Genomic DNA, 21,811 nt, shown 5'->3' with positions numbered 1-21,811 from the left:
GATTGACAGAAGCAATGAAATGTATCGGGTGCGGCGTTTTAGTTCAAACGGAGGATAAACAAGGGATCGGCTATGCGCCGCCATCGGCTTTAGAGAAGGAGCCGCTTATATGTCAGCGTTGTTTTCGTCTAAAGCATTATAACGACATTCAAGATGTATCCTTAACAGATGATGATTTTCTTCGCATTTTGAATGGTATTGGTCAGACGGATGCGCTTGTTGTAAAGATTGTAGATATTTTTGATTTTAACGGAAGCTGGCTGCCGGGTTTGCATCGTTTTGTGGGGGGCAATAAAGTGCTGCTTGTTGGAAACAAAGCGGATCTCATCCCGAAATCTGTGAAGGCGGAAAAAGTAATTCATTGGATGAAGTATAGTGCTAAGCAGCTTGGACTCAAGCCTGAGGATGTATTTTTAATTAGCGCCGCGAAGGGAAACGGTATTGAGGAATTGGCGGGTGCAATTGAGCATTATCGCGAGGGAAGAGATGTCTATGTTGTCGGCTGCACGAATGTTGGGAAATCAACGTTCATTAACCGTATGATCAAGCAGTTTAGTGATGAAACAGAGAACGTGATTACAACATCGCATTTTCCAGGAACAACGCTCGATTTAATTGATATTCCGCTAGATGATGAATCCTCCATGTATGATACACCGGGAATTATTAACCATCATCAAATGGCCCATTTTGTAGATAAGAAAAGCTTAAAGGTGATTACACCAACGAAGGAAGTAAAGGCGATGGTGTTTCAATTGAATGAGCAGCAAACGCTCTTTTTTGGCGGATTAGCGCGTCTGGATTATGTGAGCGGCGGCAGACGTTCTTTCGTTTGTTATATGTCCAATCATCTAAAAATCCATCGTACGAAGCTGGAAAAAGCGAACGATCTATATGAAAATCATCTTGGAGAACTGCTAACACCTCCATCAGGAGAAGAATTGAAGGAGTTTCCGGAGCTTGTAAAGCATGAATTTACAATTCATGAAAGAAAAACGGATATTGTATTCTCTGGATTAGGCTGGGTGACAGTAAATGAACCGGGCGCGAAGGTTGTTGTACATGTGCCAAAAGGTGTGGGTGCTTCACTGCGGAGGTCTTTGATTTAATACCTGTTAGAATTCTGATGATCTTCTTGCAAAAAATACAAATAGGCAAATGGAGAGAAGAATATGAAACAGCTATACGGTGTAATTGGCAATCCAATTGGGCATTCTTTATCACCGCATATGCACAATGATGCATTTGCTGCTTTAGGAATTGATGCGCATTATCATGCGTTTGCGATTGAGGAGGAAAAGCTTGGGGATGCAGTGAAGGGCTTTAAAGCCATTGGGCTGTCAGGTTTCAATGTGACAACTCCTCATAAAGTGAATATTATGCAATATTTAGATGAAATTGATGAGTTAGCGCGGCAAATTGGTGCGGTGAACACGGTTGTGAATCGCGATGGAAAGCTAATAGGCTATAATACGGACGGAATAGGGTATGTTCGTTCGTTGCAGTCTATAAGTAAGGAGCCGCTCCATCAAAAGCGTATTTTAATTATCGGAGCGGGAGGAGCAAGCCGTGCCATTTTTTTCACGCTTGCATCAATGGGCGTTGCAGCTGTTGATATTGCGAATCGGACGCTTGAAAAAGCTGCAGAGCTCATCGGGTCGTGCCGCTACAGCATACAAGCCGAGGCGCTTACAATGCAGCAGGCGCAAGAACGTCATCATGAATATGATATTATTATTCAAACGACAACTCTCGGGATGTATCCGCATGTACAGGATACTCCTTTACAGCTGCAACAGCTAAAAGAAGGCGCGATCGTTTCAGATATTATCTATAATCCACGCCAAACAGCGTTGCTTCAAGCTGCGCAGCAGCATGGAGCAGTGATTCAAAACGGCATTGATATGTTTGTATATCAAGGCGCGATGGCGTTTGAAATGTGGACAAGTCAATGGCCGGATGTAGAGCGGATGAAACAAATTGTCATAACAAAGCTTGGAGGATAAATTTATGTTAACAGGAAAACAAAAACGGTATTTGCGCTCGCAGGCGCACCATCTCACACCGATTTTCCAAGTCGGTAAAGGCGGCGTGAACGAGCATTTGATTAAGCATATTCAAGAGGCAATTGAAACACGAGAGTTAATTAAGGTAAGTGTGTTGCAAAACTGCGAGGAAGATCGTCACGAGGTTGCGGAGGAATTGTCTAGCGGCGCGGGAGCGGAACTGGTGCAGGTAATTGGAAGTACGATTGTGTTATATAAAGAATCGCAGGATCATAAACAAATCGTTCTGCCATGAAGAGAATTGGTATAATTGGCGGTACGTTCGATCCGCCGCATAATGGGCATTTGTTGATAGCTAACGAGGTGTACGATGCTTTGCGGTTGGATGAAGTGTGGTTTATGCCGAATGCTTCCCCGCCGCATAAGCTGGAGAAGCATGTGACAAGCACACATGATCGGGTTGAGATGCTGAAGCTTGCGATTGAAGGGGAGCCGTATTTCTCCCTTTGTCTTGTCGAATTAGAGCGTCAAGGACCTTCTTACACATACGATACAATGCTAGAGCTTAAGGAAGCACATCCAGATACTAGCTTTTACTTTATCATTGGCGGCGATATGGTGGAATATTTGCCGAAATGGTATCGGGTTGAAGGGCTGCTTGCGCTCGCCACCTTCGTCGGAGTGACGCGCCCTGGATACACATTGTCGTCTCCATATGATATAGTTACACTGGAAATACCGGAATTTTCCGTGTCCTCTTCGTTAATCCGCGAACGATTTATGAAGGGGAGAACAACTCGTTATTTGCTTCCGGAAAAGGTTCAGGATTATATTGAGAGGAATGGGGTATATGGAGCGGCAGCAAGCGTTGGAAATCGTCCGCAAGCAAATGCATGAAAAGCGCTACATTCATACAATCGGTGTAATGGAAACGGCCATTGAGCTTGCCGAAATATATGGGGCTGATGTGAAAAAGGCGGAATTGGCTGCCATTTTTCATGATTACGCAAAGTGCAGGCCGATTGCGGAAATGGAACAAATTATCAAGGAACAGAATATGCCGCAAGATTTATTGGAGCATAATAAGGAATTATGGCATGCTCCTGTCGGTGCCTATCTGGTGGAAAAAGAAGTCGGCATAACTGACTATGAAATTTTACAGGCTATTACGTATCATACAAGCGGACACGAGAATATGACGCTGCTAGATACTATTATTTACGTGGCTGATTATATCGAGCCAGGCCGGAAATTTTCCGGGGTTGAGGACGTGAGAGTGTTGGCTCGCACAAATTTGCGGGCGGCACTCCTGCAGGCGGTAAAGAATACGATTGGGTTTCTAATGAAGAAAGACCAAACGATTTATCCGCTCACGTTCTACACGTATAATGCATTGCTCAAGGAGGAACAAGTTGAATGAATGAACAACAACTATTGACAGTAACAGCTAGAGCAGCTGATGATAAAAAAGCAGAGGACATTATTGTTTTAAATATGCAAGGCGTCTCGCCGGTTGCGGATTATTTCTTAATCTGCCATGGTAACTCTGACAAGCAAGTACAAGCAATTGCTCGCGAAATGAAGGAAAAAGCGCATGAACATGGATTTCATGTAAAGCGTATTGAAGGATTTGATGAAGCAAAGTGGATTCTTGTTGATTTAGGTGATGTCATCGCACACGTGTTTCATAAGGAAGAACGAAGCTATTACAATTTAGAAAGACTTTGGGGCGATGTTCCGCGCGAGGATATAACGGAAGCGTTGAGTCAATGAGCTATGGACAATTTGCTCTGCTGTACGACGAACTGATGAGCGATATGCCTTATGACAAGTGGGTTGCATTTGTCGACGCGAGGCGGAGAGAAGCAGGAGTATCCGGTACTTCCTTGTTGGATCTTGCTTGCGGCACGGGCAATATTGCATTGCCGCTTGCCAAGGCTGGCTATCAAGTAACGGGTGTGGATTTATCGGATGATATGCTCACAATCGCACAGCAAAAGCTGGCTGCAGCAGAAGTAAGCCTTTCGCTCTATCAGCAGGATATGAGAGAACTGGAGCTTCCGCAGACGTTTGACATTGTGACGATCTTTTGTGACTCCTTAAATTATATAACAGAAGAAGAGGACGTGAAAGAAACGTTCTCTCGCGTATACCGTCATGTAAAGGAAAATGGTTTGTTTTTATTTGATGTTCATTCTCTCTATAAAATGCACCATATTTTTCTAAATGAAACGTATACCATTAATGAAGAGGATGTCGCACTTATTTGGCATTGTTTTGAGGGTGAAAAACCAAACAGTGTGGAGCACGAGCTTACCTTTTTCGTAAAGGATGATGGGGATATCTATCGGCGTTTTGAGGAGTTTCATATGCAGCGTACATACGAGCTAGAGCAGCTGCAGCATTGGCTGGAGGAAGCTGGATTTCAGCTGATAGGCATCACGGGAGACTTTGAAGTTAAAGGATCGGTTACTGATACAACTGAGCGCGTCTTCTTTACAGCGCAAAAAAAACGTGCGTAGCAATAGGCACATTTCATGGTTAGTAAAAAGGGTCGGTGCATCAGTAACGAGAATGCAGTCGACCCTTTGAATTAAATTTTTCGTCTTTTTTAAATTTTGTAGAAGGAAATGCGACAGGTTTGTCGTACATATAATTAGCAGTCCTCAAATTGCTCACTTACCATTTCTATATCCTCTTTGAACTTCGTATGGGTGCGCTGAAACACATGCTCAAATACTTCTCCTAGTTCCTCCTCCAGCACTTTAATTCCCTCTCCAGTAATACCGCCCTTAACACAAACCTTCTTTTGTAATGTCGGGAGTGTGAAAATTTCCTTTTCGAGCAGCTTCCCCATCCCAATTAACATCCCGCTAGCTAATAGAGTTGCCTTCTCTTGCGTAATGTTTGTTTCCTGTACTGCCGCATCGACAAACCTCTGTAATAAATAGCTAAAAAAGGCTGGACCGCAGCTGACAATGTCTGAGGCTACGCGTGTAATATCCTCGTCAATGATTGTGGGAGCAGAGATACCTGAGAACAGGGTGATGATGGTATCCTTCCATTTCTTTGAGCATCGTTCTCCGAACGTACAAAGTGAAACGCCGGATAATGCCCGGTTTGTAATGCTTGGAATGACGCGAGCCACGTGACAGTCGACAAGGGATTCTAATTGCTCTGTACTAATGGGACTTGTAATGGAGACAAGACATTTATCCTTTGTAAAGGAAGAAGCCGCCTCCTTTAAAATGGGATATATTTCAAGAGGTCTTGCACAAATGAAAATGATATCGGATTGTTCAATTACATCCTCTACCGTTTCCCCTACTCTAATGGTCGGATATTTTTCTTTTATGAGAAATGCTTTTGCTTGTGTTCGGTTAATAATCGTAAAACACGAAGGCTTGACCATACGTGCTTCAATGAATGCGTCAATGAGAATGCGCCCCATATTTCCGGTCCCAATCATTCCTATGTTCATTGCTCCATCCCCTCCTTTGCAATAGCTTTCTCCTAAACAATATGAGTTGTTTTCACGATTTATGAGTTTCGAATAACGGAAAAGGAGCACGAAAAAATGGAACGATATACAAAATGGGGTGTACTTGCTGCCGTTATCCTTCTGCTTTTGTTTTTGTTTTATTGGCAAACGGATCGGGGGAAACAAAAGGATCCCCTTCCAATTGTTTCAAAGCAGGAGCAACAAACAGAAGCAGCGGAGCCGGAGACATCTTTCGTTATTGCTGATATTAAAGGAGCGGTAAAAAATGCAGGCGTATATGAACTGCCAAATGGTTCGCGCGTAAAGGAGGCAATTGAAAGAGCAGGCGGCCTGCTGCCGGATGCGGAAACAGGAAGCATCAATTTATCACAACTAGTGCACGACCAAATGATGATTGTTGTGCCAAAAAAAGGGGAGCAGCCGCTTTTTCCTCCTTCTAGCGAGGGAGGAAAGGTGGCCATTAATATTGCGACAAAGGAGGAGCTGGAGAAAATTCCAGGAATTGGACCAAAAAAAGCAGAAAGCATTCTGCGCTATCGTGAGGAGCACGGTTCATTTCAGAAATTTGAGGATTTGCTAGAAGTGGAGGGGATTGGTGAGAAATCGCTGGAGAAGCTGAAGGACGAGATTATCGTTCCGTGAATGATTGACGCCTTAAGATGCTCTCTGTACACTAAAGGAAACAAACTACTATAAGGTGTGTGCAAGATGAACAGAATTTCATGGGATCAGTATTTTATGACACAAAGCCATTTACTTTCATTACGGAGTACCTGCACCCGTCTTGCCGTTGGGGCAACAATTGTGCGTGATAAACGTATTATTGCCGGCGGCTACAATGGTTCAATTGCCGGAGGGGTACATTGCGCAGATGAAGGATGCTACGTAATTGATAACCATTGCGTCCGTACTGTGCATGCTGAGGTGAATGCACTGTTGCAGTGTGCTAAATTTGGTGCGAAAACCGAGGGAGCGGAAATGTATGTTACGCATTTCCCATGCTTACATTGCTGCAAGGCGATTATTCAAAGTGGGATTACAGCGGTATACTATGCACAGGAGTATAAAAATCATCCATATGCGGTTGAATTGTTTCAGCAAGCGGGGGTAAAGGTGCGGCATGTTCCGCTTGCATATACAGTTACAACGCTGGAGGAAAAGGATATGGCTTCACAGCTTAGGGACTTGCTATCTACTGTAGATGAACAAACAGAGCCGGAGGACTTGTGGAGGCTGCTACAGGAAGCAAAACAATTGCTAAAGAGGTGAACAAGTTGCGCAATCAATGGGGGTATGCCGCAATTGCTGCTATGTTCGGCATTGCGGCAGCCTGCTCTCATGCTTCGGCGGTTTCTGTTACAGCTGCCGCTGCTTACGTTGTATATTGCTTTTGGAGGCTAAGAAAAGGACCTTTTATTATCTGTCTTATAAGCTTATGTGTATGTTTTATTTATACAAATGAAATTGAGAGAAATAATCAACCTTCCCACTCCTCATCTATGGCCCCGCTATCCGCTGTTATTGTATCTTCTCCCATAATAGATGGAGACAAGCTCTCATTTACTGCAAAAACAACGAAGCAGGAAAAGCTTCGCATGGTTTATACTATTTCATCGCCTGAAGAAAAGGAAGCATTAAAGGATATGCGAGCCGGAATGGTTTGTATGTTTACAGGAGAACGGGATGCTCCGCAGCCTGCCCGAAATTTCGGTTCCTTTGACTATAAGGAGTATTTACATCGGCAACATATTCATTCCATCTATAACATCTCCGCTTTTTCCTCCTGTTATGAAGACCCTTCCTTTTGGCAATGGCTGTTCTCCATCCGCCAACAGGCTGTACAATATGTGCAGGACAACTTCTCTGGGGACGCAGCCAGCTTTATTAACGCGCTTGTATACGGTGATAGGCAGGCTATATCATCAGAGATAGAGGAAAGCTATCAACAACTCGGTCTTATTCATTTACTTGCCATTTCTGGATCCCATATTACGGTCCTGATTGCCGCATGCTATTATGTGCTGCTTCGTCTTGGTAGTACACGAGAGACAGCAACGGTATTATTGCTTATCGTCATTCCATTGTATATGTATATGGCGGGCGCATCGCCCTCTGTTGTGCGCGCTTCCGTTACAGCTGTTGTGGTGTTGTCATGTTTATTATTTTCTGCGCGCATATCAGGTATAGATGCGCTTAGTCTTTCTGCAATTTGTATGCTTATGTTCGATCCGTATGTGTTGTTCGATATCGGCTTTCAGTTTTCTTTTTCCGCAACCTTTGTCCTGCTTCTTTCATCGACCTCTATTTTATCATCGGAAAAATCTATGCTGCATAATATGTGGAATGTTGCTGTAGCGGCTCAGCTTGCTTCTCTCCCGATTTCTCTTCACTATTTCGGACAAATTTCCCCGTATAGTATTATATTTAACCTCATCTACGTTCCGTTTTTGTCATTTATTATCCTGCCCCTCTGTCTTTGTGCGTTATTTTTGTCTATGTTCCTTCCTTTCGTTAGTCAATGGATTGAAACGGTGCTTTCCTTGCTCTTGTCCATTTCTAATAAAGTACTATTTCTTTCTGAGAAGCTGCCATACAACAAGCTCATATTTGGCCAAGCACCTGCGTGGCTGACAGTATGTTATTGCATCGTTATTTTAGTTCTTTTCACAGCATGGGAGGACAAGCGGAGGAAAAGATACGTTTTGCCAGTTGGAGGAGGCTTGATATTGCTTTTAACAGCGCAGTATCTGTTTCCCTACTTCAATCCATATGGAAATATTACTTTCTTGGATGTGGGACAAGGCGATGCGATTTTAATCCAGCTTCCTTATGCAAAAGGGACATATATGATTGATACAGGAGGTACCATTGCGTTACCGAAGCAAGCGTGGCAAAAGCGGAAAAATGAATTCTCAGTTGGAGATGATATTGTCGTTCCATATTTACAAAGCAAGGGAATTCGCAGGATAGATAAGCTCATTTTGACTCATGGCGATGCAGATCATGTTGGTGCTGCTTTGGAAGTGTTATCCTCTGTACGGGTGGGAGAAGTCGTGCTTGGAAGAAAAAACAGCTATTCCGATATGGAGCAGCAGATTTTGCAGGGCGCGCAGCAAAAAGGAGTGCGGATTGTATTGGCAGGAAACGGAATGAAGTGGAGGAACAGCGATGCGTATTTTGAGGCGCTATCCCCCTTTGGGGAGGAAGAGAAAGAGAATGATCAATCCGTTGTGCTGCGCGCAAGAGTCGGCGGACTTACATGGCTGTTTACGGGTGACTTAGAGGAGAGGGGAGAAGAGCAGTTAATCACATCATATAACAATCTAAGTGCCGATGTGCTAAAGGTTGGTCATCATGGAAGTAAAACCTCTACGTCAGATGTGCTGTTAGAGACCGTGCAGCCGCGTGTAGCGATTATTTCCGTCGGGCGCAAAAATCGATACGGTCATCCGCATGAGGAGGTGCTACAAAGGCTTAGGCGGCATGGAGCGGCGATTTGGAGAACGGATGAGGACGGAGCAATCACATATATTTTTTCAAAAGGGAAGGGAACGTTTCGCACAAGGATTACATATGATGAAAGCACAGCAGGTGGGAGATAGAGAAAACACGCCAATTGGCGAAGGCAGGGGCGTAGTTGCACTTTATTCCTAAAACAAAAAAAGACTGCATGGAGCAGTCTTTTACGAGCCGATGAATTTAATAACGGTTGCGATGATAAATACCGTTGCAAAGAATCCGAAAGAGACAACAAAACCTACCCCTGAGTCAGTAGCGTCATTCCGTTTGCTTTGAACGTTCTTTTCAAATTCATTCATCTTGACCCCTCCCAACTTGTCAATTTTAGTATAAAATATTGTCAGAAAAAAATCTACAATTTACCTTTTTCTTTCCATGCCTGTAAACTGTTGTCACTTATACTTATAAAGCAGGAGTAAACAATAACAGTACATCATTACCGTTACTGCATAAGAAGCCCGGGACTTATTCGGTAGCGTTTTTATATAGATGCAGGAACGGGTGCTTCGCCCGTTCCTTTATCCAACTATAAGAGTATATCACTTGCTTCTAGCCTCTCTTTGCAGGACAAAAAATGTCTTCTACGATGGATAAAGAAAACACTTGCCGATGAGCGAACTCTGCCTTTGGACGAAGACAGAGGCGTAGTTGCCCTTATAGCTTGTTCCTAAAATCCCCTGATACGTCGAATTCAATTCGAGCTGGAAATTTATCTTTTCTTGCAGTGGAACAAATGCGGGCTTCAGTAAAATAGACTTTACTTGCTATGGAAGCACAGATGGAACGTATTTGCCTTTCTTATTGTAAAAGGAAAAATATATAGGTAGTATACATATATACGTAACAAGTTGAGGAGAGGCACATGAACGACTTACATAAAAATTTCAAGAAAAAGCAATTTGTACCTATATATTTGCTGTATGGTACAGAAATATATTTTATCAATGAAACGATAAATGTACTATTAGCAGAAGCGCTTGAGGAAGAGGATCGCGAACTAAATACTGTTACATATGATTTAGACGAAGTCTATTTAGAAGATGTTATTGAAGATGCTCATACCCTTCCATTTTTTGGAGAACGAAAGGTTATTCTTGTGAAGTCGCCTTATTTTTTAACTTCACAAAAGGAAAAGCTAGAGCAAAATGTGAAGGTGCTTGAGAAATATATAAGTGAGCCATCACCATTTTCCATTTTGGTGTTTATTGCTCCGTTTGAAAAGCTGGATGAACGAAAAAAAATTACAAAGCTGCTGAAAAAGGAAGCAGAAGTGCTGGAAGCAAATGCCCTGCAAGGACAAGATATACGAGCTTGGATTGCGAATCAAGGAACCGAGCAGCGTGTGCAAATAGATAGCGATGCGATAGATTTGCTGCTTGAGCTTGTTGGCAACAATATGCTGCTGTTATCGCAGGAAATACAAAAACTCCTTTTATACGCTGGTGTAGACAGTGTAATTAACCGGGAAATTGTGGCGCAGCTTGTTCCAAAATCGGCGGAGCAAAGCGTTTTTTCACTTGTAGAGCGGGTAGTGCAGAGGGATATTGCCGGGGCAATGAGAATGCTGGAGGAGCTGCTTATGCAGCAAGAGGAGCCAATTAAAATATTGGCGCTTTTGGCAAATCAATTCCGGCTCCTGTATCAAGTAAAGGAGCTGCAACAGAGGGGATATGCTCAAAACCAAGCAGCGTCCCATCTTGGTGTGCATCCGTATAGGGTAAAGCTGGCTATGGGCCAGGCGCAGCGCTTTTCATTTCAAGAGCTGCGAAGTATTATAGATCACTTGGCCGATGCAGATTATGATATGAAAACAGGGAAGCTGAATAAGCGACTTGTACTGGAAATCTTTTTAATGCGCTTGAGTCATAAATAGAGAAAAAAAGTTCATGCGGAGCTGCCGCATGAACTTTTTTACACTGTACGAAAGTATAAATTTCCAGCTAGAAGCGAATTCGATGTAGCAGGAAATTTTTAGATTTTCATAGTTAAAAAGAAAAAAACGACCTATATGAGGTCGTCGTTTTGTACATTACGCGTTTTGTACGCTCAATCTCTTCGCTAGACGAGATTTTTTACGAGCAGCAGCGTTTTTGTGGATTAAACCTTTAGTAGCAGCTTTATCAAGCTTTTTCGCAGCAGTTGCGAAAGCAGCTTTTGCAGTTTCTAAGTCATTATTGTTAAGTGCAGCTTCAACAGTCTTAACCGCTGTGCGAACTTCAGACTTTTGAGAAGCATTTTGTGCACGACGCTCTTCACTGATCTTAGCGCGTTTGATAGCAGATTTAATGTTTGCCATATCTTTCACCTCCCTGGTGCAATCGAGTAACTCGATTCTTACATAGAACAAGGAACATTCTATCAAACGTATTGGATAAATGCAATAGTGAAACGAAATGAATTTTGTACAAACAGAGACTTTTTCAAAGAATGTTTCTTGCTGTTTTTGGAAATTCTAATTTTATTCATATTAGGGGGGAATTAGCAATGAGTGAATCTCTCGATTTAAGCAAGTATTCTGTTCGTACTGATTTGGCGGTGGAAGCACATGAGATGCTGATGGAGCAGGAGGAAGCACAACGCTCTATTAATGGTGTCATCGTAAAGGAGCGGGACGAAGACGGCATTACCATCACAAAGGTAACAATTGATGAAAATGGCACTGAGGCAATGGGGAAAAAGCCGGGGAACTATTTAACGTTGGAAGTGCAAGGAATTCGTCAGCAGGACACAGAACTGCAGCAAAAGGTGGAGCAAGTATTTGCGAAGGAATTTGCGCACTTTTTAAAAGAGATTGGGATTAGCGATAATGCGAGCTGTTTGGTTGTTGGACTTGGTAATTGGAATGTTACCCCTGATGCACTTGGACCGATTGTAGTGGAAAATACGCTTGTCACACGTCATTTGTTCGAGCTTCAGCCTGAGCAGATCGAGGAGGGCTTTCGGCCAGTGAGTGCGCTTCGTCCTGGCGTAATGGGGATTACCGGTATTGAAACGAGCGATATTATTTTTGGAGTTGTTGAGAAAACAAAACCGGATTTTATAATTGCGATTGATGCATTGGCGGCACGTTCGATTCAGCGGGTAAATAGTACGATTCAAATTTCGGATACTGGCATTCATCCCGGTTCCGGCATTGGAAATAAACGCAAGGAATTAAGTAAAGAAACGCTAGGTATTCCGGTGATTGCAATCGGTGTTCCGACCGTTGTTGATGCGGTTTCTATTACAAGTGATACAATCGATTTTATTTTAAAGCATTTCGGGCGTGAAATGAAGGAAGGCGATAAGCCGTCACGTTCGTTACTTCCGGCAGGCTTTTCTTTCGGTGGCCGAAAAAAGCTGACAGAGGACGATATGCCGGGTGAAAAGGAGCGAAATATGTTTCTAGGTGTCGTTGGAACGCTCGAAGAAGAGGAGAAACGGCGACTCATTCATGAGGTGCTCTCTCCGTTAGGACATAACTTGATGGTAACACCGAAGGAAGTGGATACTTTTATTGAGGATATGGCTAATGTGATTGCAAGCGGCTTAAACGCTGCCCTGCACCATCAAATTGATCAAGATAATGCGGGCGCCTATACCCATTAAAACCGTGTTGCAGCAACACGGTTTTTTTACACTGTACGAAAGTATACAGTATAAGGGCAACTACGCCTCTGTCTTCGCCTAAAGGCAGGGATCGCCAATCGGCTATTTTTTTCTTAGCAAGATAAGGAAGTATAACTTTTCGGGGGGATGTCTAGCTCCCAAGGCCCAAAATGGCAGCGTAGGGCTGAACTTCCACTGCCATAAAAGGCGGGCCTTGTCCGCTTTTCTTAAGGAGGTGCGATGATGAAGACATTTTTGATGAGATGCTTAATCTTAATAAGCATTTTATTCGTAGCTGTGCTCGCCGGCATGCAGCTTGCGAATGACGGGTTAAAGAGAATGAAAGGCTATAATGATCCAACCTATGAACAGGTTGCCCATATTACGGGTACAGAAAATGGGAATGTAGAGGCTACGCTTCTTGGCAATACGTTTATAATTGAAGAAAAGCAAAAGGAGCTGGAGCGTTTAAAAACCTTTAATGTGTTTTCCAGACTAGGAGAGGGAGTAACGGCCGGGGTACAAAAAGCTGCGCAGGTCTCTATGAATGCATTTGCTCAGAAGGTTCAAGATATTTTTCAAGAAATCAGGAAGTAACAGCCAAAAGGCGATCACATCTTAATTCTTCGCATTTTCTTTTTACATGAAACGAGCATATCATATAGGTAGGGGTACCGTTTCCATTACTTTTCGTTGAATCTTTACAATCGTATTGATATAATCAAAAGCAGTGTATGTTGGCGACTTTAGTAGGAGTGAGAAACAATGAATCAAGAAGAACGAGCAAATAGGCAATCCCGCATTCGTAATTTTTCCATTATTGCCCACATTGATCATGGGAAATCTACGTTAGCGGATCGTATTTTAGAAAAAACAAATGCGCTATCGCAGCGTGAAATGAAGGCGCAGCTGTTGGATTCTATGGATTTGGAGCGCGAACGCGGAATCACAATTAAGCTGAATGCGGTGCAGTTAAACTATAAAGCAAAAGATGGTCAAGATTATATTATGCATCTAATTGATACGCCTGGTCACGTCGACTTTACGTACGAGGTATCACGCAGTTTGGCGGCGTGTGAAGGAGCGATTCTTGTTGTAGATGCGGCACAAGGGATCGAGGCGCAAACATTGGCGAACGTATATCTTGCGCTTGATAACAATCTTGAAATCCTTCCTGTTATTAACAAAATTGACTTACCAAGTGCTGATCCTGAGCGGGTTCGTCAAGAGGTTGAGGATGTCATTGGATTAGATGCGTCCGAGGCGGTGCTTGCTTCTGCAAAGGCTGGCATCGGTATTGAAGAAATTTTGGAGCAAATTGTAGAAAAGGTACCAGCTCCTGCCGGTGACCCAGAAGCACCGCTGCAAGCGCTGATTTTTGACTCCCTGTACGATGCGTATCGCGGCGTTGTCGCGTATATTCGCGTTGTAAACGGTACGGTGAAGGTTGGCGATAAAGTTCGCATGATGGCAACAGGAGCCGAATTTGAAGTAACCGAGGTGGGCGTATTTACACCTAAAACGGTTTTACGCGATGAATTATCAGTTGGAGATGTAGGCTTCTTAACCGCATCTATTCGAAATGTCGGCGATACGCGCGTTGGGGATACGATTACGCATGCGAAGCGTCAAGCAGCGGAGCCGCTTCCAGGATACCGTAAACTGAACCCGATGGTGTTTTGTGGTCTTTATCCAATTGATACAGCTCGTTATAATGACTTGCGCGAGGCGCTCGAAAAGCTGCAGCTGAACGACTCTGCCCTTCAATTTGAGCCAGAAACTTCTCAAGCGCTTGGCTTTGGTTTCCGTTGCGGCTTCTTAGGCTTGCTTCATATGGAAATTATTCAAGAGCGCATTGAGCGCGAGTTTAAGATTGATCTAATTACAACCGCACCAAGCGTTATTTATACAGTACATCTGACAAATGGAGAACAGCTCACAGTAGATAACCCGTCTAATATGCCGGATCCACAAGCCATTGACCGTGTAGAAGAGCCGTATGTAAAAGCAACTGTTATGGTGCCAAATGACTTCGTCGGTGCGGTGATGGAGATTTGTCAGGGAAAACGCGGCACGTTCATTGATATGCAATATTTGGATGAAACGCGTGTGACGCTGACATATGAAATTCCGCTTTCAGAAATTGTGTATGATTTCTTTGATCAGCTGAAATCCAGCACAAAAGGCTATGCATCTTTTGACTATGAGCTTATTGGCTATAAGGCGTCTAAGCTTGTGAAGATGGATATCGTATTGAATGGAGAGACGGTGGATGCCTTGTCCTTTATCGTGCATCGCGACTCTGCGTATGATCGTGGTAAGGTAATCGTTGAAAAGCTGAAGGAGCTTATTCCACGGCAGCAATTCGAGGTACCGATTCAAGCGGCAATCGGAAATAAAATTGTTGCTCGTTCGACCATTAAGGCGATGCGCAAAAACGTATTGGCAAAATGCTATGGCGGTGATATTTCCCGTAAGCGTAAGCTGTTAGAGAAGCAAAAAGAAGGTAAAAAGCGCATGAAGTCTGTCGGCTCTGTAGAGGTGCCGCAGGAGGCGTTCATGGCTGTTTTACGAATGGATGAGAAGTAAAATTCATCAGCGTTTTAGCGAATTCACAGGCGTAGTTTCACCTGCACTGTGTTCCTAAAGTTTTCTGCTTTGTCGAGTTTTCTTCTAGCTGGCAATTTATATTTTCCTACAGTGTAAATAGAAATCGGGAAGCCGCACGAGCTGCGGCTTCTTTTCGTTACGAGTACAGCTGGCTTTGCTCGTAACCATTAGGAAGGAGAAGATTTGATGATCCAATCCGCTTATATTCACATTCCGTTTTGTCAGCATATCTGTCATTACTGCGATTTTAATAAAATGTTTATTGACCGACAGCCGGTGGAGCAATATTTGGATTACTTGGAGAAAGAGATTGAAAATACGGTGCAGCAGGTTCCGTTTGGACAGCTGCAAACGATTTTTGTTGGCGGCGGAACACCAACTGCTCTTAACATGAAGCAAACCGAGCGCCTTCTTTCCATTATTGATAAGCATTTGCGACCTAAAGCGACCGAGTATGAGCTGACATTTGAAGCCAATCCCGGTGATGTACCGAAGGAGAAGCTGAAGCTATTAATTGAAGGCGGTGTGAATCGTCTAAGTTTTGGTGTACAAACGTTTCAGGAGAGTCTGCTGAAAAAGCTTGGGCGCACGCATACGAGGCAGGACGTAGTGAAATCGGTAGAGGATGCAAAAGCTGCCGGATTTTTCAACATAAATCTAGATTTGATTTACGCGTTGCCGACACAAACTATCCAGGACATTCGGGAAACGCTTCAGGAAGCATATGCATTAGATGTGCCGCATTTTTCAGCCTACTCTTTAATTGTTGAACCAAAAACGGTATTTTACAACATGATGCAAAAAGGAAAGCTGCCGTTGCCAAGCGAAGAGCATGAGGCCCAAATGTATGAAATCGTCATGGATGAGATGGAGAAAAATGGTTATCATCAATATGAAATTAGCAATTTTTCAAAAGCGGGATATGAAAGCCGTCATAATCTTACGTATTGGAACAATGAGGAATATTATGGATTTGGTGCAGGAGCGCACGGGTATACGGCTGGAAAGCGTACACAAAATGCAGGGCCGTTAAAAAAATATTTCACCGCAATTGATGAAACAGGTTTTCCGTATGTGAGCGCACATCCGGTGACCAAGCAGGAGCAAATGGAGGAGGAATTATTTTTAGGCCTTCGGAAAACAGAGGGTGTAAGTAAGGATACATTCCTGCAAAAGTTTGGCCTGCGCCTAGACGCTATATTTCAAAAGCAAATTGAAAAGCAGACGCGTCTTGGATTAATTGAGGAGACAGCGGAGGCCATTCGATTGACACGGAAGGGCAAGCTGCTTGGAAATGAAGTATTTCAGTCTTTTCTTATTGATGAATCTTAATAGCTTTTGCATTGACAACGGAGCGCTAATTTTGGTAATTTAGTATTAGAATTAGCACTCGAAAGAATAGAGTGCTAACAGAGGTGATTGTACATGCTTACCGACCGGCAGCTCTTAATTTTGCAAATTATCATTGATGATTTTATTCGTTCGGCACAGCCTGTCGGGTCGCGCACACTTTCTAAGAAAGAGGAAATTACCTTCAGCTCTGCGACGATTCGAAATGAGATGGCTGATTTAGAGGAGTTAGGATTTATTGAAAAAACGCATAGCTCCTCTGGGCGTGTTCCTTCTGAGAAGGGATACAGATTTTATGTAGATCACCTCCTTGCGCCGCAGCACTTGCCGCAACAGGAAATTGTACAGGTCAAAGGATTGTTCGCCGAGAAGATTTTTGAAATGGAAAAGCTTGCGCAGCAATCGGCAGAGATTTTGTCTGACCTAACGAGCTATACCTCGATTGTGCTTGGACCAAAGGTGGGCGAGAATAGGCTGAAAAGCGTGCAAATTGTTCCAATTGGTCCGCAAACAGCTGTAGCTATTATTGTTACCGATACAGGCCATGTGCAAAACAAGACGATTACTGTGCCAGCTAACGTTGAGCTCAGTGATTTAGAGAAAATGGTAAATATTTTAAACGACAAGCTCGTAGGTATTCCCATTTCCGAATTGCACAATAAGATTTTTAAAGAAATTGTCACTGTTCTTCGTCAGCATATCCAAAGCTACGATGCGGTGGTGAAAATGCTCGATGGCACATTCAAGTTTCCGTTATCAGAAAAGATGTATCTAGGCGGAAAAACCAATATGCTATCGCAGCCGGAGTTCCATGATATTAATAAAATTCGTTCTCTTTTAATGATGATGGAGCACGAACAGGAGCTGTACAGCATGCTGCGTGATAAGCATTCAGGTATTCAAGTAAGAATCGGCCGCGAGAACGGTTCATCCGCTATGGAGGATTGCAGCTTGATTACAGCTACGTATTCGATAGGGGAAGAACAGCTTGGCACGATTGCGATTTTGGGACCAACTAGAATGCACTATTCTCGTGTTATTAGCTTGCTGCAGCTATTTACAGGTCAACTGACCAAAGTATTTCAAGGCTTGCATCAAACGAAGGAATGATGGGAAAATAAGGTAGGTGAGGCTGCGGGGAGAACATTCTTCTCCGCGTAGCTCAAATAGGAAGAACACTCTTTGAGGGAGGTGAAAGCAATGGAAGAACGTAACGAGCAAACAGTTGAAGAAACGATTGAACAACAGGAAGAGCAGGTAGAGGAGCAAGCAAGCACTGAGGTATCTCCGTTAGAGGAAGCTATCAATGAATTGCAAGCAAAACTTACTGATACGGAAAATCGTATGCTTCGTCTGCAAGCGGACTTTGATAACTATCGTCGTCGTGTTCAGCTTGACAAGGAAGCAGCTGAGAAATATAGAGCGCAAAGTCTGGTAAGTGATTTACTGCCGGCTCTTGATAGCTTTGAGAGAGCGTTAAAGGTAGAAATAAAGGATGAATCTGGTGCGGCGCTGCTGCAAGGAATGGAAATGGTGTACCGTCAAATGATGGAAGCCCTTCAAAAAGAAGGAGTAGAAGCAATTGAATCGGTTGGCAAACCGTTTGATCCATACCAGCATCAAGCTGTAATGCAAACAGAGGATAGCGAATATGAGCCTAACACAGTTGTAGAGGAGTTCCAAAAAGGCTACAAGCTGAAAGATAAGGTTATTCGTGTTTCAATGGTAAAAGTAAATCAATAATATTACATAGGAGGGATTCTCTATGAGTAAAATTATCGGTATCGACTTAGGTACAACAAACTCCTGCGTCGCTGTCATGGAGGGCGGAGAGCCGAAGGTAATCGCCAATGCAGAAGGAAACCGCACAACACCGTCTGTTGTAGCGTTTAAAAATGGGGAGCGTCAAGTAGGTGAGGTTGCAAAGCGTCAATCCATCACAAACCCGAACACAATTATGTCCGTTAAGCGTCATATGGGTACAGATTACAAAGTAAATGTTGAGGGCAAGGATTATTCTCCGCAGGAAGTATCTGCGATTATCCTGCAGCATTTAAAATCTTATGCGGAAGAATACCTAGGTGAAAAAGTAACAAAAGCTGTTATTACAGTTCCGGCTTACTTCAACGATGCAGAGCGTCAAGCAACGAAGGATGCAGGCCGTATTGCTGGTCTTGAAGTAGAGCGTATTATCAACGAGCCAACAGCAGCAGCGCTTGCATACGGTCTAGATAAAACAGACGAAGAGCAAAAAATTCTCGTATACGATCTTGGCGGCGGTACATTTGACGTATCTGTACTTGAACTTGCAGAAGGTACATTCGAGGTAATGGCAACAGCTGGTGACAACCGTCTTGGCGGTGATGACTTTGACCAAGTGATTATTGACTATTTGGTTGCCGAATTCAAAAAAGAAAACGGTCTTGATCTATCTCAAGACAAAATGGCATTGCAACGTTTAAAGGATGCTGCAGAAAAAGCGAAAAAGGATCTTTCTGGTGTAACAAGCACACAAATTTCCTTGCCGTTTATTAGCGCAGGCGCGGCTGGCCCGCTTCACTTAGAGGTTACGCTAACAAGAGCGAAATTTGAAGAGATTTCTGCAGGTCTTGTAGAAAGAACATTAGGTCCAACTCGCCGTGCGATGCAGGATGCTGGCCTTTCTGCAAGCGAAATTGATAAAGTTATCCTTGTTGGCGGTTCTACACGTATCCCAGCGGTACAAGAAGCGATTAAGCGCGAAACAGGAAAAGAACCATTCAAAGGTGTAAACCCTGATGAAGTTGTAGCTCTTGGCGCAGCGATTCAAGGCGGCGTATTAACAGGTGACGTAAAAGGCGTTCTATTGCTCGACGTAACTCCGCTTTCCCTTGGTATTGAAACAATGGGCGGCGTATTTACAAAGCTAATTGATCGTAATACAACAATTCCAACAAGTAAATCGCAGGTATTCTCAACTGCAGCTGATAGCCAAACAGCAGTAGATATTCACGTATTGCAAGGTGAGCGTCCAATGGCAGCTGATAACAAAACGCTAGGCCGCTTCCAATTAGGTGATATTCCGCCAGCGCCACGCGGTATTCCGCAAATTGAAGTTAGCTTTGATATTGACGCAAATGGTATCGTAAACGTACGTGCAAAGGATTTAGGAACAAACAAAGAACAAACAATCACAATTACGTCTTCTACAAGCCTATCTGACGACGAAATCGATCGCATGGTACGTGAGGCAGAGGCGAATGCGGAAGCAGATAAGCAGCGTAAGGAAGAAGCAGAGATTCGCAACGAAGCAGATCAGCTTGTATTCCAAACAGACAAAGTAGTGAAAGATTTAGAAGGAAAAGTAGACGCTGCAGAAGTAGCAAAAGCAAACGAAGCGAAGGATGCTTTAAAAGCAGCGATTGAAGCGAATGATTTAGCGCAAATCCGCGAGAAAAAGGATGCGTTGCAAGAAATCGTGCAGCAGCTATCTGTAAAGCTATATGAGCAAGCAGCGCAAGCAGCTCAGCAAGCACAAGGAGCTGAAGCTGAAGCAGGTGCAGGTGCGAAAAAAGATAACGTCGTAGACGCTGAGTACGAAGAAGTACAAGACGATAAGTAAGATGACAAAAGTCAAAGTCAAGTATACCTTGGCTTTGGCTTTTTTCTTAGATTGTAACTTGGGGAAGCAAAACTGGGGCGTGTTCGCTTTTCCTGATCTAGCTCTCACGGCCTGCTCCCTGCCATAAAATAACCTCTGCCACAAAAGGCAAAAAGCGCCTTCTGTGGCGGAGAACATTTTACTACGGGAGCAAAACCGGGCCGTGTCCGCTTTTCCTATTTGCAAAGGTATTTCTTTAGGTGTTACAATTACGTTTATGTGAAAGGAGTCGGGGGTGTTACATTATGAGTAAGAGAGATTACTATGAGGTGCTGGGTGTTAGTAAAACAGCGTCTAAAGATGAGATTAAAAAGGCATACCGCCGTTTGGCTAAAAAATATCATCCGGATGTAAGTACAGAGCTGGATGCAACAGAGAAGTTTAAGGAAGTACAGGAAGCGTATGAGGTTCTCAGTGATGATACGAAGCGCGCGCAATATGATCAATTTGGTCATGCAGGTCCGAATCAGGGCTTTGGCGGCGGCGGGTTTGATGGTGGAGATTTTGGAGGCTTCGGTTTTGAGGATATTTTCAGTTCATTCTTTGGCGGCGGTGGCGGCAGACGTCGTGATCCGAACGCGCCTCGTCAAGGAGCAGACCTTCAATATTCAATGATGCTCAGCTTCGAGGAAGCGATTTTTGGAAAAGAAACTGAGGTTGAACTTGCGAGCGACGAAAATTGTGATACATGTCATGGCTCTGGTGCAAAGCCAGGAACTTCAAAGGATACATGTTCGCATTGCGGCGGAACGGGTCAGGTGAGTGTGCAGCAAAATACACCGTTTGGCCGTATTGTAAATCGCCGTGCATGTGAGCATTGCCGTGGAACAGGTCAGATTATTAAAGAAAAATGTACGACATGTCATGGCGCAGGAAAGGTGCGTAAGCGTAAAAAGATTAATATCAAAATTCCAGCCGGGATTGATGATGGTCAGCAAATTCGCATCTCTGGCAAAGGAGAAGCCGGAATAAACGGTGGACCTCCGGGAGATTTATATGTTGTTGTGCGCGTGAGGCAGCATGAATTTTTTGAGCGTAATGGTGATGATGTCATTTGCGAAATGCCACTCACTTTTGCGCAGGCCGCGCTTGGCGATGAGGTAGAGGTACCGACCGTTCACGGTAAGGTGAAGCTGAAAATTCCAGCTGGTACGCAAACGGGCACAGAATTCCGTTTAAAAGGAAAAGGTGCACCGAATGTAAGGGGCTATGGTCAAGGTGATCAGTATGTCATTGTACGGGTTGTGACACCGACAAAACTTACATCCCGCCAAAAGGAGCTATTAACAGAGCTTGCGAAGGATGGGCATGAGGATTTGCATAAAGACGACAGCTTATTTGCTAAGCTTAAAAGAGCATTTAAAGGGTAATACTGGTTAATATGGAAAAGTTTCCCGTTTCGTTTATTTCCTAATAGACGAGGGAAGCAAAGAGAATTTGGTTTTTAGCGCACATGAGCCTCCTTGATAGACAGGGGGCTTGTGTGCTGTAGAAACTCACCATTAGGCGAAGACAGCGGTGTAGTCGCACTTACACTGTATTTCTAGAATTTCCGACTGCGTCAAATTGACTTTCAGCTGGGAATTTATACTTTCT

The 21,811-nt window shown here is 43.6% G+C and carries 22 protein-coding genes; 19 read left to right on the top strand and 3 right to left on the bottom strand.

The genetic code is table 11. The features are described 5' to 3' along the window. Nucleotides 1-2 precede the first annotated feature (2 nt). From yqeH to EP737_RS07465, 7 genes are all read left to right on the top strand, one after another. Nucleotides 3-1,109 carry a ribosome biogenesis GTPase YqeH gene (gene yqeH / locus EP737_RS07495; protein ID WP_129727338.1) on the top strand — a complete coding sequence of 369 codons (1,107 nt, stop codon included), beginning with the start codon at nucleotides 3-5 and terminating at the stop codon, nucleotides 1,107-1,109. 63 nt (nucleotides 1,110-1,172) lie between these two features. Then, a complete protein-coding gene (gene aroE / locus EP737_RS07490) occupies nucleotides 1,173-2,006 on the top strand; it encodes a shikimate dehydrogenase (RefSeq protein ID WP_129727337.1) in 834 nt (277 codons plus the stop codon). A gap of 4 nt (nucleotides 2,007-2,010) precedes the next feature. Continuing rightward, nucleotides 2,011-2,301: a ribosome assembly RNA-binding protein YhbY gene (yhbY, locus tag EP737_RS07485; protein WP_129727336.1), complete on the top strand. Its 291-nt coding sequence runs from the start codon at nucleotides 2,011-2,013 to the stop codon at nucleotides 2,299-2,301. Beyond that, the gene (locus tag EP737_RS07480) at nucleotides 2,298-2,903 is read left to right on the top strand and encodes a nicotinate-nucleotide adenylyltransferase (protein ID WP_129727335.1); all 606 of its coding nucleotides are present in this window, start codon (nucleotides 2,298-2,300) and stop codon (nucleotides 2,901-2,903) included. The genes yhbY and EP737_RS07480 overlap by 4 nt, the downstream gene beginning before the upstream one ends. Further along, on the top strand, nucleotides 2,857-3,426 hold the full coding sequence (gene yqeK, locus EP737_RS07475) for a bis(5'-nucleosyl)-tetraphosphatase (symmetrical) YqeK (RefSeq protein ID WP_129727334.1): 570 nt from the start codon (nucleotides 2,857-2,859) through the stop codon (nucleotides 3,424-3,426). The genes EP737_RS07480 and yqeK overlap by 47 nt, the downstream gene beginning before the upstream one ends. After that, a complete protein-coding gene (gene rsfS / locus EP737_RS07470) occupies nucleotides 3,423-3,779 on the top strand; it encodes a ribosome silencing factor (protein WP_129727333.1) in 357 nt (118 codons plus the stop codon). Before yqeK ends, rsfS begins: the two co-directional genes overlap by 4 nt. Further along, a complete protein-coding gene (locus EP737_RS07465; RefSeq protein WP_129727332.1) occupies nucleotides 3,776-4,528 on the top strand; it encodes a class I SAM-dependent DNA methyltransferase in 753 nt (250 codons plus the stop codon). Before rsfS ends, EP737_RS07465 begins: the two co-directional genes overlap by 4 nt. A gap of 134 nt (nucleotides 4,529-4,662) precedes the next feature. Here the strand turns inward: EP737_RS07465 and comER are convergent, their stop codons facing one another. Next, nucleotides 4,663-5,487, bottom strand: a complete 825-nt coding sequence (gene comER / locus EP737_RS07460) for a late competence protein ComER (RefSeq protein ID WP_129727331.1) — start codon at nucleotides 5,485-5,487, stop codon at nucleotides 4,663-4,665. 96 nt (nucleotides 5,488-5,583) lie between these two features. On the opposite strand from comER, the gene EP737_RS07455 reads away from it, so the two are divergent. The 3 genes from EP737_RS07455 to EP737_RS07445 all read left to right on the top strand — a co-directional run bounded on the left by EP737_RS07455 (nucleotide 5,584) and on the right by EP737_RS07445 (nucleotide 9,110). Next, nucleotides 5,584-6,150, top strand: coding sequence for a helix-hairpin-helix domain-containing protein (locus EP737_RS07455; RefSeq protein ID WP_129727330.1), 567 nt, complete (start codon nucleotides 5,584-5,586; stop codon nucleotides 6,148-6,150). Between the two features lie 66 nt (nucleotides 6,151-6,216). Further along, nucleotides 6,217-6,777 carry a ComE operon protein 2 gene (locus tag EP737_RS07450; protein WP_129727329.1) on the top strand — a complete coding sequence of 187 codons (561 nt, stop codon included), beginning with the start codon at nucleotides 6,217-6,219 and terminating at the stop codon, nucleotides 6,775-6,777. Then, on the top strand, nucleotides 6,735-9,110 hold the full coding sequence (locus EP737_RS07445) for a DNA internalization-related competence protein ComEC/Rec2 (RefSeq protein ID WP_246040196.1): 2,376 nt from the start codon (nucleotides 6,735-6,737) through the stop codon (nucleotides 9,108-9,110). Before EP737_RS07450 ends, EP737_RS07445 begins: the two co-directional genes overlap by 43 nt. Nucleotides 9,111-9,191: 81 nt before the next feature. Here the strand turns inward: EP737_RS07445 and EP737_RS07440 are convergent, their stop codons facing one another. After that, nucleotides 9,192-9,326, bottom strand: coding sequence for a YqzM family protein (locus tag EP737_RS07440; protein WP_129727328.1), 135 nt, complete (start codon nucleotides 9,324-9,326; stop codon nucleotides 9,192-9,194). A gap of 563 nt (nucleotides 9,327-9,889) precedes the next feature. Between EP737_RS07440 and holA the strand changes: the two genes are divergently transcribed. Beyond that, nucleotides 9,890-10,900 (top strand): DNA polymerase III subunit delta, encoded by a 1,011-nt coding sequence (holA, locus tag EP737_RS07435; protein WP_129727327.1) that lies wholly within the window; start codon nucleotides 9,890-9,892, stop codon nucleotides 10,898-10,900. Nucleotides 10,901-11,056: 156 nt separating this feature from the next. On the opposite strand, the gene rpsT is transcribed toward holA, so the two are convergent. Next, nucleotides 11,057-11,323 carry a 30S ribosomal protein S20 gene (gene rpsT / locus EP737_RS07430; RefSeq protein ID WP_129727326.1) on the bottom strand — a complete coding sequence of 89 codons (267 nt, stop codon included), beginning with the start codon at nucleotides 11,321-11,323 and terminating at the stop codon, nucleotides 11,057-11,059. A 188-nt stretch (nucleotides 11,324-11,511) separates the two neighbouring features. Between rpsT and gpr the strand changes: the two genes are divergently transcribed. The 8 genes from gpr to dnaJ all read left to right on the top strand — a co-directional run bounded on the left by gpr (nucleotide 11,512) and on the right by dnaJ (nucleotide 21,585). Next, on the top strand, nucleotides 11,512-12,615 hold the full coding sequence (gpr, locus tag EP737_RS07425) for a GPR endopeptidase (protein ID WP_129727325.1): 1,104 nt from the start codon (nucleotides 11,512-11,514) through the stop codon (nucleotides 12,613-12,615). A 243-nt stretch (nucleotides 12,616-12,858) separates the two neighbouring features. After that, the gene (locus EP737_RS07420; RefSeq protein WP_205650891.1) at nucleotides 12,859-13,212 is read left to right on the top strand and encodes a YqxA family protein; all 354 of its coding nucleotides are present in this window, start codon (nucleotides 12,859-12,861) and stop codon (nucleotides 13,210-13,212) included. Between the two features lie 168 nt (nucleotides 13,213-13,380). Continuing rightward, entirely contained in the window at nucleotides 13,381-15,204 is a 1,824-nt protein-coding gene (gene lepA / locus EP737_RS07415) for a translation elongation factor 4 (RefSeq protein WP_129727323.1), read from the top strand. A 207-nt stretch (nucleotides 15,205-15,411) separates the two neighbouring features. Then, entirely contained in the window at nucleotides 15,412-16,557 is a 1,146-nt protein-coding gene (gene hemW / locus EP737_RS07410; RefSeq protein ID WP_129727322.1) for a radical SAM family heme chaperone HemW, read from the top strand. A gap of 93 nt (nucleotides 16,558-16,650) precedes the next feature. Continuing rightward, on the top strand, nucleotides 16,651-17,685 hold the full coding sequence (gene hrcA, locus EP737_RS07405) for a heat-inducible transcriptional repressor HrcA (protein WP_129727321.1): 1,035 nt from the start codon (nucleotides 16,651-16,653) through the stop codon (nucleotides 17,683-17,685). A 90-nt stretch (nucleotides 17,686-17,775) separates the two neighbouring features. Further along, complete coding sequence (grpE, locus tag EP737_RS07400; protein ID WP_129727320.1) at nucleotides 17,776-18,318, top strand: nucleotide exchange factor GrpE; 543 nt, start codon at nucleotides 17,776-17,778, stop codon at nucleotides 18,316-18,318. Nucleotides 18,319-18,340: 22 nt separating this feature from the next. Further along, nucleotides 18,341-20,176 carry a molecular chaperone DnaK gene (dnaK, locus tag EP737_RS07395; RefSeq protein ID WP_129727319.1) on the top strand — a complete coding sequence of 612 codons (1,836 nt, stop codon included), beginning with the start codon at nucleotides 18,341-18,343 and terminating at the stop codon, nucleotides 20,174-20,176. A gap of 284 nt (nucleotides 20,177-20,460) precedes the next feature. Beyond that, the gene (gene dnaJ / locus EP737_RS07390; protein ID WP_129727318.1) at nucleotides 20,461-21,585 is read left to right on the top strand and encodes a molecular chaperone DnaJ; all 1,125 of its coding nucleotides are present in this window, start codon (nucleotides 20,461-20,463) and stop codon (nucleotides 21,583-21,585) included. The last annotated feature ends 226 nt before the right edge of the window (nucleotides 21,586-21,811 follow it).

Source organism: Ectobacillus funiculus (assembly GCF_004138295.1).
Taxonomy (GTDB): Bacteria; Bacillota; Bacilli; order Bacillales; family Bacillaceae_G; genus Ectobacillus; species Ectobacillus funiculus.
Note: the sequence above shows the minus strand (reverse complement) of the source record. Positions and strands in the feature narration are given on the sequence as shown.

Bases quoted from the DNA above. Each gene is read 5' to 3' on its own strand.
- aroE (WP_129727337.1), top strand. From the start codon at position 1,173: ATGAAACAGCTATACGGTGTAATTGGCAATCCAATTGGGCATTCTTTA.
- yhbY (WP_129727336.1), top strand. From the start codon at position 2,011: ATGTTAACAGGAAAACAAAAACGGTATTTGCGCTCGCAGGCGCACCAT.
- EP737_RS07480 (WP_129727335.1), top strand. From the start codon at position 2,298: ATGAAGAGAATTGGTATAATTGGCGGTACGTTCGATCCGCCGCATAAT.
- yqeK (WP_129727334.1), top strand. From the start codon at position 2,857: ATGGAGCGGCAGCAAGCGTTGGAAATCGTCCGCAAGCAAATGCATGAA.
- rsfS (WP_129727333.1), top strand. From the start codon at position 3,423: ATGAATGAACAACAACTATTGACAGTAACAGCTAGAGCAGCTGATGAT.
- EP737_RS07465 (WP_129727332.1), top strand. From the start codon at position 3,776: ATGAGCTATGGACAATTTGCTCTGCTGTACGACGAACTGATGAGCGAT.
- comER (WP_129727331.1), bottom strand. From the start codon at position 5,487: ATGAACATAGGAATGATTGGGACCGGAAATATGGGGCGCATTCTCATT.
- EP737_RS07455 (WP_129727330.1), top strand. From the start codon at position 5,584: ATGGAACGATATACAAAATGGGGTGTACTTGCTGCCGTTATCCTTCTG.
- EP737_RS07450 (WP_129727329.1), top strand. From the start codon at position 6,217: ATGAACAGAATTTCATGGGATCAGTATTTTATGACACAAAGCCATTTA.
- EP737_RS07440 (WP_129727328.1), bottom strand. From the start codon at position 9,326: ATGAATGAATTTGAAAAGAACGTTCAAAGCAAACGGAATGACGCTACT.
- holA (WP_129727327.1), top strand. From the start codon at position 9,890: ATGAACGACTTACATAAAAATTTCAAGAAAAAGCAATTTGTACCTATA.
- rpsT (WP_129727326.1), bottom strand. From the start codon at position 11,323: ATGGCAAACATTAAATCTGCTATCAAACGCGCTAAGATCAGTGAAGAG.
- gpr (WP_129727325.1), top strand. From the start codon at position 11,512: ATGAGTGAATCTCTCGATTTAAGCAAGTATTCTGTTCGTACTGATTTG.
- EP737_RS07420 (WP_205650891.1), top strand. From the start codon at position 12,859: ATGAAGACATTTTTGATGAGATGCTTAATCTTAATAAGCATTTTATTC.
- lepA (WP_129727323.1), top strand. From the start codon at position 13,381: ATGAATCAAGAAGAACGAGCAAATAGGCAATCCCGCATTCGTAATTTT.
- hemW (WP_129727322.1), top strand. From the start codon at position 15,412: ATGATCCAATCCGCTTATATTCACATTCCGTTTTGTCAGCATATCTGT.
- hrcA (WP_129727321.1), top strand. From the start codon at position 16,651: ATGCTTACCGACCGGCAGCTCTTAATTTTGCAAATTATCATTGATGAT.
- grpE (WP_129727320.1), top strand. From the start codon at position 17,776: ATGGAAGAACGTAACGAGCAAACAGTTGAAGAAACGATTGAACAACAG.
- dnaK (WP_129727319.1), top strand. From the start codon at position 18,341: ATGAGTAAAATTATCGGTATCGACTTAGGTACAACAAACTCCTGCGTC.
- dnaJ (WP_129727318.1), top strand. From the start codon at position 20,461: ATGAGTAAGAGAGATTACTATGAGGTGCTGGGTGTTAGTAAAACAGCG.